General features: G+C 32.2%; 11 protein-coding genes. All 11 read right to left on the minus strand.

Features of this window, described 5'->3' with window-relative positions; translation table 11 throughout:
• Positions 1–29 precede the first annotated feature (29 nt).
• A complete protein-coding gene (locus tag RH82_RS11660; RefSeq protein WP_034060936.1) occupies positions 30–266 on the minus strand; it encodes a hypothetical protein in 237 nt (78 codons plus the stop codon).
• Between the two features lie 60 nt (positions 267–326).
• Positions 327–2,105 (minus strand): chloride channel protein, encoded by a 1,779-nt coding sequence (locus tag RH82_RS11665; RefSeq protein WP_034060937.1) that lies wholly within the window; start codon positions 2,103–2,105, stop codon positions 327–329.
• A 67-nt stretch (positions 2,106–2,172) separates the two neighbouring features.
• Complete coding sequence (locus tag RH82_RS11670; RefSeq protein ID WP_034060938.1) at positions 2,173–3,009, minus strand: tetratricopeptide repeat protein; 837 nt, start codon at positions 3,007–3,009, stop codon at positions 2,173–2,175.
• Positions 2,981–3,541: a hypothetical protein gene (locus RH82_RS11675; protein WP_034060939.1), complete on the minus strand. Its 561-nt coding sequence runs from the start codon at positions 3,539–3,541 to the stop codon at positions 2,981–2,983. Before RH82_RS11675 ends, RH82_RS11670 begins: the two co-directional genes overlap by 29 nt.
• A gap of 10 nt (positions 3,542–3,551) precedes the next feature.
• On the minus strand, positions 3,552–4,370 hold the full coding sequence (locus RH82_RS11680; protein ID WP_034060940.1) for a tetratricopeptide repeat protein: 819 nt from the start codon (positions 4,368–4,370) through the stop codon (positions 3,552–3,554).
• Positions 4,367–4,867 carry a hypothetical protein gene (locus RH82_RS11685; RefSeq protein WP_034060942.1) on the minus strand — a complete coding sequence of 167 codons (501 nt, stop codon included), beginning with the start codon at positions 4,865–4,867 and terminating at the stop codon, positions 4,367–4,369. The genes RH82_RS11680 and RH82_RS11685 overlap by 4 nt, the downstream gene beginning before the upstream one ends.
• 70 nt (positions 4,868–4,937) lie before the next feature.
• Entirely contained in the window at positions 4,938–6,686 is a 1,749-nt protein-coding gene (aspS, locus tag RH82_RS11690) for an aspartate--tRNA ligase (protein WP_034060943.1), read from the minus strand.
• Between the two features lie 71 nt (positions 6,687–6,757).
• Complete coding sequence (locus RH82_RS11695) at positions 6,758–10,279, minus strand: efflux RND transporter permease subunit (RefSeq protein WP_034060945.1); 3,522 nt, start codon at positions 10,277–10,279, stop codon at positions 6,758–6,760.
• Between the two features lie 10 nt (positions 10,280–10,289).
• Positions 10,290–11,459 (minus strand): efflux RND transporter periplasmic adaptor subunit, encoded by a 1,170-nt coding sequence (locus tag RH82_RS11700; RefSeq protein ID WP_034060947.1) that lies wholly within the window; start codon positions 11,457–11,459, stop codon positions 10,290–10,292.
• 32 nt (positions 11,460–11,491) lie between these two features.
• Complete coding sequence (locus RH82_RS11705) at positions 11,492–12,808, minus strand: TolC family protein (protein ID WP_034060948.1); 1,317 nt, start codon at positions 12,806–12,808, stop codon at positions 11,492–11,494.
• Positions 12,808–13,416: a TetR/AcrR family transcriptional regulator gene (locus RH82_RS11710; RefSeq protein WP_034060949.1), complete on the minus strand. Its 609-nt coding sequence runs from the start codon at positions 13,414–13,416 to the stop codon at positions 12,808–12,810. The genes RH82_RS11705 and RH82_RS11710 overlap by 1 nt, the downstream gene beginning before the upstream one ends.
• Positions 13,417–13,528: the final 112 nt, after the last annotated feature.

The raw sequence follows: 13,528 nt of genomic DNA on the forward strand, positions 1-13,528 counted from the left end.
GTAAGACTATAAACTGCGACTGCCTACTGCTAATTTTTTTTCCTGTTTTCACGCTCACGCATTTTATCAAGATTTTCTTTTGTTAGCATATAATCTTTAGGGTTTTTGTCTTTCCAACTGTACCAAGAAAATAAAGGAATTACGATAAAAAAGAAACCTAATACACCAAAACCAATGAGTTTTTGCGAATAAGGAACACCTAGAGTATAACCGCAAATCACAGAAGTTAGAGAAGCAATAAAGAAAAACCAAATAATATATTTCATTTTAAAATTTTTATTTTTTTAGTGAATGGTTTATAAGTACAAAATTAATCAAATTAACGATTACGAGGAAACATTAATTAATTGCCTTCTGTATGCGGTCAATAGTTTCGATTTTGAAACAAAACCTATATATTTTTCATCTTTAATTACCGGTAAATTCCATGCGCCAGAATCTTGAAATTTTTGCATTACCCTTTGCATAGAATCTTTTTCATAAATAATTTTATCTGGTGGATTGTGCATAAGCGATTCAACTAAAGTAGAGTCGTAAAGCGATTGATCGAACATCATATCACGAACATCATCAAGTAAAATAATTCCTGTTAATTTTTTGTTTTCATCTACAACAGGAAATAAATTTCTTGCCGACTTTGCGACGCCTTCATGTAGCATCTCTCCAAGTGTCATTTTTGGATGTAATGTTGCAAAATCACTTTCAATAATAGAGTCCAATGTCATTAATGTTAAAACATTCTGATCTTTATTATGAGTTAAAAGCTGCCCTTTTTCAGCAAGTTCTCTTGTGTAAATTGTGTAATCTATTGCGCTTTTTTTAATGCTGAAAGAAATACCAACAGCAATCATTAATGGTATAAATAGTTCATAACCTCCAGTAATTTCAGCAATTAAGAAAATAGCCGTTAGTGGAGCGTGTAATACACCTGCAATTAGTCCTGCCATACCAATTAACGTAAAGTTTGTTTCGCTAACATTAAAACCCAAGCCAATATTGTTTATCACTTTAGCAACTGCGTTACCAAGCGCACTTCCCATGACCATTGTAGGAATAAAAATACCACCAACTCCGCCGGCTGCAAATGTTGTTGTCATGGCTACCGCTTTAAAAATAGTGATACCGATAAGAAGAGCTATAACAACCCAAATATTATCATTAAAAGCATCAAATGGTGTTTTTCCCAATGCCTGAATATGATTTCCTGCAAGTAAATTATTAATAAAACCAAAACCTTCACCATACAATGGCGGAATAAAATAAAGCATAATACCAATAGCTAAACCACCAATGATTAAACGTTGAAAAGCAGTCTTAAAGCGTTCGAAAAACTTCAAAATAGCAAAATACATTTTTGTAAAATAAATGGAGGCGAAACCAGTACCAATGCCTAAAATGGCGTAGAAGATAATATCTCTAATTTCAAATTTATCTGAAAAATTAAAGTTAAAAAGCAAATCGTCTCCTAAAAAGAAATACGATGTAATTACAGACGAAACCGACGCTATAAGTAAAGGTAATAGCGATACAAATGTTAAGTCTAAACTAAATACTTCTACTGCAAAAATAATAGCAGCAATTGGAGATTTAAATATTGAAGAAATAGCACCAGCTGCTGCGCAACCAATAAGTAATGTTCTTGTTTTTCTATTAATATGAAAGAGCTGTCCTAGATTAGAGCTTATAGCAGCACCTGAAGCTATAGCAGGTCCAAGTAGACCAACTGACCCTCCAAAACCAACCGTTAGAGGTGCCGTAATTAAAGGAAAATAAATTTTGGATCGTTTTAAAAACCCGCTTTTTCGTGTCAATGAAAATAGAATGGAAGGAATAGCATGTTCAATAGGTTTTTTACTAACGTATTTTACAAATAGATACACTAATAATAATCCAATAACAGGTAATACAAAATACAATTGATTTTGTGAAAAAGCAATCCCTTTAGCGAGAACAGCTTCTATAGTAAACGTGATATTTTTTAGTGTTACTGCTGCTAATCCTGCTAATATCCCAACTAATGCACTTAAAATAAAAGTGAAGTTTTTTTCGGAAACATGTTTATATTTCCAAATTAAGAAACGTTTTAAAAGTGATTTTTTTGGCATAAGATAAATCTCAATTCAAAGTAACAAAAAATCCTGAGAGAAGCAGGATTTTAATTTTAAAAGAATTTTAAAGCTTTTCAATTATGGATTTGAGTTCAGTTAAATCTTGAGGATATATTTGTCTTATGGTTTCAACATAAGCACGTTTGTTATTATAACCTTGGTTAAAATCATCTATAGCTTCGTTTATAGTTTTTAAGGCTTTTTCTTTTTTGCCTTGAGTAATAAAAATTTGTGCCTTATAATACTTTGCATCTGCGCTGAGATTCCTAGAATATTTAAGTTGCTTTTCGAAATTTAAAAGTGCTTTTTCATAATTATTTGCTTCAAAATAAGAAATCCCATTATATAAAAAGGCAGTGATATCGACATAGTCTTCACCAAAATCTTCGGTTTCTTTGGTAATGTGTTTTTCAAAATACGCATTAGAATTTTTGTAATCTTTTAAACCTAAATAGGCAATGCCTCTCCAATAATCTACACTGTGTCCTTGAGGAGCATCTATAAAATTTGGTGTTAAAATATCGCTAGCATCAAAGTCTGCTATTGCTTTTTTGTAATCTCTGTAAAACCATAAATATAAGTAGCCTCGCCAAGGCGTTCGTGTTAAGGAATCAAGGGCTACAGCTTTATTGTATTGCGGTAACCATTTGTGTGGCAAGCCTCTTTTTAAGTCGGCAACAGATAACTCATAAACACCTGGTTCGTATGTTGGATCTATAGCCACAGCTTCTGCAATTCCATTTTGGAAAGCAGTTGAACCTTGCATAAAAAAAATAGCTTTCTTGTATGTTTTTTCGGCTAACGTTCTTTTTTCGGAAGCGTTTAAAAGAGTGTCTTTTTCACAAGAAAAAACCACTAATAGGCATATTAAACTAAGGTAATATTTCAGTGACTTTTCCATTTTCTATTCTATATGAGATGTACATGTAATAATTATAAGGTGTGTTGTCTTTTTTGTAACGTAAAATATTCCAGTGTTTTGAGTTCGATGTGAATTCTAAAAGCTCATTAACTAAACCTGAGTTTAACTTTTGTTCCTCTAAATCTAAATTCATTTCAATAACTTCAAACCATCCAGCATTGCCTTCACAATTAACCAAAAACCTAAAATTTACATATCCAGAATCTTGATGTTGAGAAATGCTAAACGCTCTGTTTAATTGATCTCTAAAGTGTTTTTTATTAATATAATACCCTTCTAAAGCTGCTCCATTATATGTTCTTTGTATATACGCATCTCCACATAGTTCATATTGGTCGTTTAACAATGCTTTGTCTTGGTCGATATAACCAATATACTTTTTGTAAGGTTTATTTTCTGTATTGTGGGCTTGGTTGTAAAAATAATATCCGAAGCCAATTAATCCAGCAAAGGATAGCACGATAGCTAATAGAACAATCCCTATTATTTTAAATATTTTATTCCTTTTCATGTCATACTATTTATAGGTTATTTAGGTTGTCTATTTCTGTTTGAACATCAATAAGATAAGCTCTAAAACCGGCATTTGGATTAGTATAATAATTAGTCTCTTGAAACTTTAAAAGCGCTTTATTAAACTGAATTTTAGCGTCTTCAAATTTCGATTTTCCTTTATAGGCTAACCCAAGATAATAGTAACTATCTGGAATGTCCTTATTAACCGTAAATTGTTTTTCCATCATTTCAATTGCTTTGTCATACTGCTTATTATGTAAATATAAAAGACCTAAAGTGTGATAATCTGATAACCCAATATCATCTTCAGATTCATATGTGGCGATACAATCTTCTATAGTTCTTATTGCTTTTTTATAATTATTATTTTTAGCATAGGCTAAGCTTAAGATTAATCGCATGTCTTTTTCTCCACCTGGTGTAAATTGAAGATATGCTTTAGGTAATGCGTAATATGTTTCTAAATCTTTGATACACAAATCGTAGTTTTGATACTGCCAATACCAATAGGCTCTGTAGCCTAGATATTCTAAAGGTTTTAATGCTACGGCTTTGTTAAGTATTTTAAGCCCATCATTTAGAAAACCTCTTTTTAAAAACGGGACAGCTTTTTGGTAATAAGACCAAGCGAAATTTGGAGCAATCCTAATAGCTTCATCAAAAATTAATTGAGATTCTTTACTCCCTTGTTTGTGTTTTATAGCTTCGTCACATAATTCGCAGGCTTCACGCTCTGGGCTTTTTTCAGAATATATGAAACAATTCTCTTGACTGAATAAAAAAGCTGAAAAAAGAAAGAGGACAGTGTTTATTATAATTTTCATACTAACTGAATTTGACCATTAACTATTTTTAAAGTAATAAACTTATAGCCATCGTAATCTTTACCTTCATAAAAAGGATGTTTCCATTTTTTAAGATCTTTAAAAATATCAAGAATGTGAATTTGTAATTCTTTTGAAGGGTTTGCTAAATTAAACGTACCATCTAAAACTTCCATTCTAAAGCGGCCAGCTTCATCTTTACAGTTTATTACAAACCGAATAATAAAATACCCATTAAATGAATTGTATTTAGTTTGAAACTTATAGTTTTCATTAAGCTCCTTTTGGATTGCTTTATAACCGCCGTCGTATTTTACGTAAGCACGTTTATGAAGCGTATTTGAAGCATCGCAGAGTTGGAAATTAGCATCATCTAGGTTAACATCAAAAGGAGTGTCTCCAATTTGATTTTGATAATTTTGTGATTTTTTTTCTGTTTGATTACAAGAACATAAAAAAGTAACGCCAATTAGAAATAGGAATATATTTCGTTTCATAAGTCTAATCTAATAAAAAAACCCTGCAAAAGCAGGATTGATTTATAAACAGTTAATTTGAAGGTATAAACTACAAATCTAATTTTAAATTTAATTCTTTTAATTGCGCTGCATCAATAGGAGCAGGAGCATCAATCATAACATCGCGACCAGAATTGTTTTTTGGGAAGGCTATAAAATCTCTAATAGTTTCTTGACCACCAAGAATAGCAACTAATCTATCTAAACCAAAGGCTAATCCACCATGAGGAGGAGCACCATATTCGAAAGCATCCATTAAGAAACCAAACTGTGCTTTAGCATCTTCATCGCTAAAACCTAAATGCTTTAGCATGATTGCTTGAGTTGCTTTATCATGTATTCTAATAGAACCACCACCAATTTCGTTTCCGTTTAATACTAAATCGTAAGCATTAGCTTTTACTTCACCTGGGTTAGAATCTAATAATTCTATTTGTCCTGGTTTTGGTGATGTAAATGGATGATGCATGGCGTGGTAATGTCCAGTCTCTTCATCTAATTCTAATAATGGGAAATCAATGACCCAAAGCGGAGCAAATACTTTTGGATCTCTAAGACCTAAACGAGTGGCTAATTCCATACGCAAGGCACTTAATTGTGCACGTACTTTATTAGTGTCGCCAGATAACACGCAAACTAAGTCTCCAGCTTTTGCGCCAGTTATTTCTGCCCATTTTGCTAAATCCTCTTGATCGTAGAATTTGTCTACAGAAGATTTAAAACTTCCATCGTCGTTACAACGCGAATATATCATGCCTAAAGCACCAACTTGTGGACGCTTTACCCAATCGATTAATTTATCAATTTCTTTTCTTGTGTGTTTGTTTCCGCCAGGAACAGCGATACCGACAACTAATTCTGCGTTATTAAAAACGCCAAATTCTTTGTGTTGTGCTACTGCATTTAATTCGCCAAACTCCATGCCGAATCTAATGTCTGGTTTATCGTTTCCGTATAAACGCATAGCATCATCGTATAACATTCTTGGGAATTTTTCTACTTCGACACCGTTGACTTCTTTAAGTAAATGACGTGTTAAACCTTCAAAAACATTTAGAATATCTTCTTGTTCTACAAACGCCATTTCACAATCAATTTGTGTGAATTCTGGTTGCCTGTCTGCACGTAAATCTTCATCTCTAAAACACTTTACGATTTGGAAATACTTATCCATTCCGCCAATCATTAAAAGCTGTTTAAAGGTTTGAGGTGATTGTGGTAATGCGTAAAATTCACCTTCATTCATACGAGAAGGCACCACAAAATCTCTTGCACCTTCTGGTGTAGATTTTATTAAATAAGGTGTTTCAACTTCTATAAATCCACCGTTAGATAGATAGTTTCTTACTTCTTGAGTAACTTTCGCTCTAAAAATAAGACTATTTTTTACTGGATTACGTCTAATATCTAAATAGCGATATTTCATTCTAATATCTTCGCCACCATCCGTTTTATCTTCAATAGTAAAAGGAGGAAGGAGCGCTTCGTTTAAAATATTAAGTTCAGAAACCAAAATCTCTATATCACCAGTTGGCATATTAGGGTTTTTTGATGCACGCTCAATTACAGCTCCTTTAACCTGTATCACAAACTCACGACCTAATTTTTGTGCTTTTTCAAGCAGGTCTTTAGAGGTGCGTTCTTCATCAAAAACAAGTTGCGTCATACCGTAACGGTCGCGTAAATCTACCCAAACAATAAAACCTTTATCTCTAGATTTTTGAACCCAACCAGATAAGGTAACTTCTGTATTTATATGTGATGCAGTTAATTCACCGCAATTATGACTTCTGTACATAGTGTTTTTTTATAAGTTGCAAAAATAAAAAATCCGAAGCAAAGACTTCGGATTTTTATAAAATGATTTCTCTATTTCTCTAAAGCGAGTTCGGTATCGCTTTCTTCTATTTCTATTTGTTCTTCTTTTGAAGAAAAACGGTCTCTTAGCCAACTTTTAAACTTAGTAACTAAGAAAAACAGTATAGGCACAATTATTAAGGTTAGAAAAGTTGCAATAAATAACCCGTAAATTACTGTCCAAGCTAGTGGTCCCCAAAAGACAACGTTATCTCCTCCCATATAAATATTAGGGTCAAAGTCTGCAAAAAGTGTAAAGAAGTTAATGTTTAAGCCAATTGCTAAAGGAATTAAACCAAATATGGTTGTTATCGCTGTTAATAATACTGGTCTTAAACGGGCTTTACCTGCTTTTACAATACTTTCAAAGAGATCTTTGTTAGACAAGTAATCCTCTTTTTCTAAATCTAATTCCGCTTTCTGTCTGTCTATAAGAAGTTGTGCATAATCTAATAGTACTACACCATTATTTACTACAATTCCTGCTAGCGATATAATGCCAACCATAGTCATCATAATAACAAAAGCACTTCCAGAAATAACAATACCGCCAAATACGCCTATGAAACTTAGGAAAATAGCAATCATGATAATTGTAGGTTTTGAAATCGAATTAAATTGGAATATTAATATGAAAAAAATCAGTCCTAATCCTGTAAAAAATGCTCCAATTAAGAAAAGCATTTGTTTGTTTTGCTCTTCGATTTGACCAGTGTAATCAATTTTTATCTCGTTAGGTAAATCTTCATAACTTTTCATTTCGTTTTGAATTTGACTTACAATTGCAGCCGCATCTGTATAACCAGGGGATAATGCAGAATAAACAGTTACAACGCGCTTCGTGTCTTTGTGTTTTATTGCACTAAAACCAGAGTTGTTTTCGTATTTTGTAACTGCAGAAAGTGGGATGCTTTTTATTTGGCCGGTATTATCTCTAAACGTAATGTTTTGATTAAATAGAGCGCTTTTATTGTATCTATTTTCTTCATTAAAACGAATGTAAATATCAAAATCGTCGCCATCTTCTTTGTAAACACCAGCTTTAGCTCCAAATATAGAATTACGTAGTTGTTGTCCAACTTGAGCAGCACTAATACCTAGTTCACCTGCTTTTTCTCTATCGATAGTAACACGCATTGTTGGCTTGTCTTTATTAACGTCTATCTTAAGCTCGTCTATACCAGCAATGTTTTTTGTGTTAATAAACTCACGCATATTTTCGGCTGTTGCAATGAGCTCATTATAATCATCACCTTCAATTTCTATATTAATTGGAGCACCAGCTGGTGGTCCATTAGCATCTTTCTCTACTGAAATTAAAACGCCTGGGTAAATACCAACTAACGCAGCTTGTACTTTTTGACGTAACAACTCACTATCTTCTCCACGTCTATATTTATACTCACGCATGGAAGCTGTAATTTTACCTTTATGTGGCATTTCGGCAGAAGATCCACCATCTGTTTGAGGGTTTCCTGCACCTTCACCAACTTGAGAGACTGTACTTTCTACTAAGAAATTTCTATCGTTATCCATGTATAGATCTTGGTTAAGAACCGTAAATACACGTTTTTCAATTTCTTTAGTTATTGCATTTGTTTTTTCGATAGCCGTCCCTTGCGGATATTCTATATAAACAATAATCTGATTTGGTTTGTTATCTGGAAAAAACTCAACCTTTGTTCTTTGTGTTGCTAATGAAATACCAAAAACAATAAAAGAAGCTATGAGTAATAGAAACGTACCAATACTTAAAACATAAGGTCTCCAACCGGTAAGCGCACTTCGTAATTGGCGCTCGTACCAGTTTTCTAAATTTACTAAAGCTTTATTTTGAAAGCTATTTGCCCATTTTCTAATAAAAAAACGATACGCCCAGAGCATAACAGCTGTAAAAATCATTATTGTACCTAAACCTTTATAAGTTCCTCCATATAAAAGAATGAGTACACCAAAGGCCGCGACTATTACCGTTGTTCTAATAATTTGTTTTATAGGCATGTCTTTGTCTTCTATAGTCATGAATCTTGACACCAAAACAGAATTGAAAAATATGGCTACAAATAATGAAGAACCTAATACTACAGACAGTGTTATTGGTAAAATTTTCATAAATTCTCCCATAATACCTGGCCAAAAGGCTAAAGGCGTAAATGCAGCAACTGTTGTTGCTGTGGATATGATAATAGGAAAAGCAATTTCGCTAATCCCTTTTTTCGCAGCCTCAATTCTGCTCATACCTTCAGACTCCATTAAACGATAGACGTTTTCTACAACTACAATTCCATTATCTACAAGCATACCAAGTCCCATAATAAGACCAAAGAGCACCATTGTATTTAAACTTTGCCCAAGCAATTCTAAAATCATTAGAGACATAAACATGGACATTGGTATTGCAAAACCAACAAATAATGCGTTTTTAAAACCTAAAAAGAACATTAAAACGGTGACCACTAAAATAACTCCAAAAATGATGTTATTTACTAAGTCGTCTACTTGGCCAATGGTTACTGAAGATTGATCGTTAGTTACTGTTACTAATAAGTCTTTTGGAAACACATTGTCTATAGCCTCTTTTACTATAACTTGAATTTGCTCTGAGGCAGCAACCATGTTTTTACCAGCACGTTTTTTAACGTCTAACATAACTACTGGCTCTCCATACTCTCTAGCATATGTTGTTTTGTCTTCTTCATTAAAATTTATAGTAGCAATATCTTTTAAGTAAATAGATTTTCCTTTTTCAGATTTAACAACAAAATTTTCTAACTCAGATGGTTTTTCAATTTCTCCTAGAATTCTAATAGTACGTCTTTGACCACTGGCTTTTAAATTTCCTGCAGACATCGTTAAATTTCCGTTATTAATGGCTCCAATAATATCATTAAAAGTAACTTCTGCAGCCATCATTTTATAAATATCTACAGCAACTTCAACTTCTTTATCTTGAGCACCACGAATATCTGCCTTTTTAATTTCTGGTAAATCTTCAATTTCATCTTGGAGATATTCTGCAAACTCTTTTAGTTTTTGAATGGGATAATCTCCAGAGATATTAATGTTTAGAATTGGCATTTCTTCAGAAAGACTTAATTCAAAAACATCTGGTTCTACTTTTGCTCCATTAAAAGTTGGCCAATCTTCACTAGATGTTTCTGTGTCTATTCCATCCTTTACCTTTTGTTTTGCTTGATCTACAGTAATCCCTTCATCAAACTCAATAATTAACATAGAATAATCTTCTTGAGATGTTGAGGTTATTTCTACGACATTACTTGTTGTTTTTAATTTATCCTCTAAAGGATCTGTAATTAGTTTTTCAATATCCTCAGCAGTATTTCCTGGGTAAATAGAGCTAACATAAATTTTAGTTTCGTTTACTTCTGGGAAGTTTTCTCTTGGCATGCTAAAGAATGCAGAAATCCCTAAATAAAAGATAACCGCAATAAGCACATACATTGTGGTTTTATTGTTAATTGCCCACGATGATAAACCAAATTCTTTATCGACTTGTTTTTTCTTTTTGGTCATGTTTTTTGGTTTAGTAGTTTATTACTTTTACAGTTTGGCCATCTTTAACACTTCTGGCTCCTTCTTTTATAAGTTCAGCACCACTTTCGATATTTTCTAAAACCTCGATAACATCGCCTTGTGTTCTTCCTGTTTTAATAATGATTTTGCTTACAATACCTTCATTATTCTCTTTTTTGTTTTTTACAACATAAACATATTGTTCGCCTTCTGCATTTTCAGAAATAATACTTTGCGGTACAAGTATTGCTTTTTCGTTTGTGTAATCGTTAATTTTAAGTTTTGCAGTTAAGTTTGGCTTAATGCTTTTATCTTTATTTGGGACACCAATTTCTACTTTAAAAGTTCTATTTGCAAGATTTATTACTGCTCCAGCTTGACGGACTTGAGTATCTATACTTTTACCTAAAACGGGAAACTCAACATTAACAGCTTTCCCTTTTGTTATATATGAAACGTAGCTTTCAGGAACATCTGTTTCTATATGCATATTATCAAGGTTTACAATTTGCATAAGCGGCGTTTGTCCTGCGCCTACAACACTTCCTTTTTCGGTAATAACATCATCAATGGTACCACTAAAAGGAGCTCTTACAGTTGTTTTATTTATTTGCTGTTGTAATTGGTTAATTGCTTGTTGTTGTGATTCGTAAGAGGATTTGGCTTGTAAATACTGAATTTCGCTACCAATTTTCTGATCCCATAATCGTTTCTGACGCTCAAAAGTTGTTTTTGCTAAATCTGACTGTATTCTAAATTGTGCTAATTGTTGGCTTAGTCCACCATCATCAATTTTAGCTAAAATTTGACCTTTAGAAACGCGTTGTCCTTCTTTTACATAAACGTTTGTTAGTATCCCACTAAATTCTGGTGTAATAATTAAAAGGTTTTTAGTAGTTACGTTTCCTTGTAATTCTAAAACGTGATTAAAAACTTCCTCTTTTGCTGTGAAAGTTGTAATTAATGGTACTTTTTGGGTTGTGTCTAGTGATTTAATTCTATCGTCTAATAATTTTATTTTAGTTTGAACTACATCCTGTTCTGCTACAAGCTTTGCTCTTTTAGCACGAATACCTTCTAAGTTGTTAGTTTCTAATACTTTTTCTACTGTATTTTTCTTGTTTTGGCTACAAGAAACTAATAGAAGTGTTATGATAAATAGTGAAAATATATGTTTCATTTTGATTGTATTTTTTGATTAGATTATTCTTTTTATATTTCGTTTAAAACGGTTTCTAGTTCAGCTTTTTTATTAATAACATCAAGCATAGTTTGCAATAATTCGTTTTGCGCAGTGTAAAGTTGTGTTTGTGCTTGGCGAAGTTCGAAGCTTGAAGCTATGCCTTCAAAAAATTTAATTTCATTTTTTTTCTCAATACGTTCTGCTAATGCTAAGTTTTCTTTTTTATTATCGTATTCTTCAATAGCAAATTGATAATCGCTTTTTGCGGCAGCTATTTGAAGTTTTAGTTGTTGTTCGGTTTCGATTAAGTTGTTTTCAGCAATATTTAAATTTATTTTCGCGCGTTGAGTTCTGGCACTTTGTAGTCCAACTCCAAAAACTGGAATAGTAATTCTGGCTCCAAAATTTGCTGTGCCAATCCATTGTTGGTTATTGTTTAAAAAAGTAAATTTTTGACTATTCCCTAAATATCCACCACTAACAAATGCTCCTATAGTGGGTAAAGATTTGCTTTTTTCTAGTTTTACTAAGAGTTCTTTAGAACGTTTATCGTTATCTGCTATCTTAAAATCGATAGTGTTTTCAACACTGTCACTAGCCTCTAGCAAGTTAATAGTGATATTTTGTTCTGCTAAAGTATCGAGATTTTCTGTTACTGTTATTAGGTCGTTAATTTCTTTTCCAATGGCAATATTTAGCATTTTATTTCCGATATCTTGGAGTCTAATCACATTGTTAAGATTACTTTTTAGTCCAGAAAGTGTGATTTTAAGTTGCTCTACACTTTCTTCTTCTTCTAGTCCATTTTCGAAAATCTTAGTTGTGTCATTTAGGTTTTTTTCAAGGATAGTGATGTTTTTTTCTAAAATAGAGATGCTTTCTTTTGTCAATAAAACATTTCCGTAGGCATTAATAACTCCTTTTCTTATTTCAAGATCGGTTTTTTCTTTACTGTTTTTCGAAATTTCTAAAAACACCTTAGAGGCCTGAAGTCCCACGAGATAGGAGCCGTCAAATATAAGTTGATTTATGGTTGCACTTGCATTTATAGATTGTTTGGCACCAAAGTCAATAAAACCATCATCTCCAAAATCTATAGGGTCTTGAAATTGTTGCTTAATGTTATTAATGTAATCTATTGTTGCCCCCAATTGAGGTAATCCAGTAGCAATAGTTTCCCATTGCTGAGCTTTTGCAGCATCAATATCTAAAGTTGCATTCTTAGATTGTCTGTTATTCTCTAAAGCATAATCAATGGCTTCTTGTAAAGAAAAAGCGGTTTTGCTTTCTTGAGAGTAAGTAATTGTGCTTATAATAAAACTAAATAATATGAGTATTTTTCTCATTAGTTAAGATTTGTTTTGTTAATAAATGTGTTGAGAATTTGTAACCCTTTTTCGCTACATATTGCTCTTAAATGGTATTCTAAATAGCTTTCCATTAAATATTCCATTGTAAATAATTTTGAAGGAAATATGTTATCGTCTTTAATCCCAGTCATACCATTAAAATACATTCTAGAGATAAAATCTACATCAATGTTTTCTCTAAACAAATGAGTATCAACTCCATTTTGCATACTCTGTTTTACGGAGACATGCATTTTTTCAAATTGTTTCATTTTAAGCTGCTGGTGTATTTGCGGATAATATTTTTTTAATTGAAATTGAGGTGATGTTTTCTCGTTTTTAAGATAATTCATTACAAACATTTTAATGTCGTATAATTCTTCAATAGGATTGTGAGATGCATCACAAATACAATCTATACCATTACAAATGTTGTCAAATATATCAAGTGTGGTTGCTTCTACTAATTTTGTTTTATTATCAAAATGTTGATAAATTGTTTTTTTAGACATACCTAATTCATTAGCTATATCGTCCATTGTAACACTTTTAAAACCAAGTGTTAAGAACAATTCTCCTGCTTTATGTATAATTTTTTCTCTCATAATGTGATGCAAATGTACACAAGGAAACTTAAAAAACAATAAAAGTTTCCAAAGTTTTAGTTTTTTTTTAACATAGATTTTCTATTGGGTGAATTTATTTAGCTTTTTACAT

It is taken from the genome of Lacinutrix jangbogonensis, assembly GCF_000797445.1.
Lineage (GTDB): Bacteria > Bacteroidota > Bacteroidia > Flavobacteriales > Flavobacteriaceae > Lacinutrix > Lacinutrix jangbogonensis.

Excerpts from the sequence above, each read along its gene's own strand:
- RH82_RS11660 (WP_034060936.1), bottom strand. The coding sequence starts at position 266 with ATGAAATATATTATTTGGTTTTTCTTTATTGCTTCTCTAACTTCTGTG.
- RH82_RS11665 (WP_034060937.1), bottom strand. The coding sequence starts at position 2,105 with ATGCCAAAAAAATCACTTTTAAAACGTTTCTTAATTTGGAAATATAAA.
- RH82_RS11670 (WP_034060938.1), bottom strand. The coding sequence starts at position 3,009 with ATGGAAAAGTCACTGAAATATTACCTTAGTTTAATATGCCTATTAGTG.
- RH82_RS11675 (WP_034060939.1), bottom strand. The coding sequence starts at position 3,541 with ATGAAAAGGAATAAAATATTTAAAATAATAGGGATTGTTCTATTAGCT.
- RH82_RS11680 (WP_034060940.1), bottom strand. The coding sequence starts at position 4,370 with ATGAAAATTATAATAAACACTGTCCTCTTTCTTTTTTCAGCTTTTTTA.
- RH82_RS11685 (WP_034060942.1), bottom strand. The coding sequence starts at position 4,867 with ATGAAACGAAATATATTCCTATTTCTAATTGGCGTTACTTTTTTATGT.
- aspS (WP_034060943.1), bottom strand. The coding sequence starts at position 6,686 with ATGTACAGAAGTCATAATTGCGGTGAATTAACTGCATCACATATAAAT.
- RH82_RS11695 (WP_034060945.1), bottom strand. The coding sequence starts at position 10,279 with ATGACCAAAAAGAAAAAACAAGTCGATAAAGAATTTGGTTTATCATCG.
- RH82_RS11700 (WP_034060947.1), bottom strand. The coding sequence starts at position 11,459 with ATGAAACATATATTTTCACTATTTATCATAACACTTCTATTAGTTTCT.
- RH82_RS11705 (WP_034060948.1), bottom strand. The coding sequence starts at position 12,808 with ATGAGAAAAATACTCATATTATTTAGTTTTATTATAAGCACAATTACT.
- RH82_RS11710 (WP_034060949.1), bottom strand. The coding sequence starts at position 13,416 with ATGAGAGAAAAAATTATACATAAAGCAGGAGAATTGTTCTTAACACTT.